Source organism: Streptomyces sp. ICN903 (assembly GCF_022015835.1).
GTDB classification, from domain to species: domain Bacteria; phylum Actinomycetota; class Actinomycetes; order Streptomycetales; family Streptomycetaceae; genus Streptomyces; species Streptomyces fenghuangensis.
Window position 1 is genome coordinate 1 of record NZ_JAKMAY010000472.1, and the last position, 2,912, is coordinate 2,912.

Sequence of the window (2,912 nt, forward strand, 5' to 3'; positions counted from 1 at the left end):
GGGGCGGGGACCGCGGGGACCGCGGGGACGGGCGCGGCGGCCGGCGCGCTCCGCCGCGGCGGGTCCGCGCCGACGAGCCGGTCCAGGATCACCAGCAGCCGGGTGCCCGCCGCCCCCAGGGCGCTCATCAGGGTCCGCAGGGCGGGCAGCAGCGACTGGGTCAGATACGTCAGCGCGCCCAGCAGCGCGCCCGCCGTGAGCCCCCGCTCCAGCAGCCACGGGGTGGCCAGCAGCAGCAGCACGATCGGAAGGTGCCCGGCCACGCCCAGCGCCACGGTGCGGGCGGCGGCCCACCGGGCCAGCGACCGGGCCGCCCTCACCTCGGTGGCCACCAGCGCCTCCGACTCCCCGGCGGTGCGCCGCTCGGCGCCGCACGCCACGATGTCCCGCAGCCCGGCGGCGACGGCTCCGTAGCGTGTGGAGAGGGCCTCGTCCGCGTCGAGGAAGTCCCGCTGGCGTGCCGCCATCGGCACCAGTGTGGCCGTGAAGAGCAGCAGTCCCAGCACCAGGGGCGGCAGGACCACCAGGAGCAGCAGGGGATGGAGGGAGGCCAGTCCGGCCAGCGCCCCGGCAGCGGTGAAGACGAAGGAGCGCAGCACCAGCACCAGCCCGGCGAAGCTGTCCCGGGCCAGCTCGGTCTGGTGGGTGAGGCGGGAGACGGAGGAGCTGTCCGCCCGGGCCGGTCCGGCCACCGCCCCGCGCAGGGCGCGGGTCACCACATGGCGCAGCAGCCCGTCGCGCAGCGGCTCCACCAGGTCGGCCAGCCCGCGGAAGACCCCCCGCACCGCCAGACCGCCGGCGACGGTCGCCGCGGCCGCCACCGCCAGCCAGGCCAGCCCCGTGCCGGTGCTCCCGGCCAGGAAGCCCCGGTCCAGGGCCTGGGCCACGCCGTAGCCGACCAGGAAGGTCTGCGCGGACTCCAGCAGCGACCAGCCGCCGAGCCGGACCAGGACGCGTCGGCGGTGGCGCAGGAAGCGCGCGGCGCGCGGCAGGAGGCGGCGGGCCGGGCCCGGGGCGGTACGGCCCACCGGGCTCGCCGGGCCGGTCGGACTCGTCGGGCTCACCACCTCTCCTCCTCCGCCGCGGCGGCGCGGGACGCCGGGGCCTGCGGCGCGCCCCGGCTCCCCGGGCCGTCCCCGGCCGCGAACACCGCCCGGTAGTCCGGCAGTTCCCACAGCGCCTCGTGCGGTCCGACGGCCCGCACCCGGCCGTCCTCCAGCCAGGCGACCAGATCCGCGCGGGCCGCGGAGGAGACGCGGTGCGCGATCAGCAGCCGGGTGCCGGACCGCACCCGGTCCGTCAGCGCCCGGCTCACCTGGAGTTCGGTGACGCTGTCCAGGCTGGAGGTGGCGTCGTCCAGCACCAGCAGCCGTCCCGCGTGGGCGAAGGCCCGGGCCAGGCCCAGGCGCTGGAACTCGCCGCCGGACAGCGGCGCGTCCGCCAGCCCGGTGCCGTACCCGGCGGGCAGGCGGCGGACGAAGGCGTCCGCGCTGGCCGCCCGCGCGGCGTCCTCGACGGCGGCGGGGCCGGGGTCGTACGCGCCGAAGGCGACCGCCTCGCCGACGGTGTCCCCGAACAGGGCCGGCCGCTCGAAGGCGTAGCCGACCTCGCGGCGCAGTTCGGCGGGGCCGAGCCCGTCCAGCGGGACTCCGTCGAGCAGCACCCGCCCCTCGTCGGGGTCGGCCAGGCGCCCGGCGAGCGCGGCGAGGGTGGACTTGCCCGAACCGGACCGCCCCACCACGGCCATCGTGGTGCCGCCGGGCACCACCAGATCGACGCCGCGCAGCACCTCGCGCCCGCCGCGCACGGCGGTGACGCCGCGCAGTTCCAGCCGCCCGGTGCCGTCCGGCGGCAGCGCGCGGCGGCCGTACGCGACCGGGGGCACGGCCAGCAGTTCGCCCACCCGGCGGGCCGCGGCGCGGCTGCGCACCAGGGCGCCGAGCCGGCCGGTGACCGCACCGATCCCGGCGGCCAGGGCCGCGTAACGGGAGGCGGCCAGCAGTTCGCCGACGCTCAGCTGCCCTGCGGCCAGCCGCATACCGCCCACCGCCAGGACGGTGATCGTCAGCAGGGGGACCAGGACGCCGCCGCCGACCATGGCCTGCCCGTACACATGCCACATCCGCCGCCCCTGGGCGGCCAGTTCGGGCAGCGGGGCCAGCACACGTGCGCGTTCGCGGTCGGCGGTGCCCGCGGCGGCGAGGGTACGGGCGCCGGCCAGCGCCTCGACCAGGCGCGCGGCGATCTCGCCCTGGACGCGCTGGTAGCGCGAGACGCTGTCGGAGGAGCCGCGCGCGAAGGCGCGCAGCAGCAGCGCCAGCAGCGGGACCCCGGCGCAGAACGCGGCGGCGAGCCAGAGGTCCACCAGCGCCAGCGCCACCAGGGCGCCGAGCGGGGTGATGAGCGAGGAGACGGTGGTGGCGGCGGCGGTGGGTGCGCCGCCGGCCTCGGCCGCGTTGCCCGACAGCCGGGTCACCAGGTCGCCGTGGTCGAAGCGGGCCGCCCGCCGGGGGCCCACGGCCAGCAGGTGCTCCAGCCCGCGACGGCGCAGCCAGGCGGTGGAGCGGGCGTCGGTGGTGCCGGTGAGATGGGCGCTCACCGCGTCCAGCAGCACCTCGGCCGCGACCAGCAGCGCGCACAGCGCCGTCCATCGGGCGGCCTCCCCGGCGCCGTCCAGCGCCAGGTCGAGGGTGTGCCCGAGCGCGGCGGGCAGGGCGATGGTCGCGGCGGCGGACGCGGTGGCGAGCAGGCAGATCGCCGTGGCGCGCCCGGCGCTGTGGCGGATCGCGTCCTTCAGGACGCGGTCGGCCTCGGTGCCGGCGGCGGCCGTACCGGTCCTGTCGGCGGTGTCGGCTGCGGGATCGGCGGCATCGGCGGCGGGCTGGGGCGCCATGGGCGGTGGGCTCCTCGCG

1 protein-coding gene and 1 pseudogene are annotated in these 2,912 nt (G+C 78.9%); both read right to left on the minus strand.

The window, feature by feature from the left end; translation table 11 throughout:
- Positions 1–1,064, minus strand: a pseudogene (locus L7D48_RS27835) (ABC transporter ATP-binding protein); the annotation flags it as partial.
- Positions 1,061–2,893, minus strand: coding sequence for an ABC transporter ATP-binding protein (locus tag L7D48_RS27840; protein ID WP_237883715.1), 1,833 nt, complete (start codon positions 2,891–2,893; stop codon positions 1,061–1,063). The gene L7D48_RS27840 and the pseudogene L7D48_RS27835, both read right to left, overlap by 4 nt.
- Positions 2,894–2,912 lie beyond the last annotated feature (19 nt).

Coding starts and splice junctions, on each gene's coding strand:
- L7D48_RS27840 (WP_237883715.1), bottom strand. CDS start 2,893: ATGGCGCCCCAGCCCGCCGCCGATGCCGCCGATCCCGCAGCCGACACC.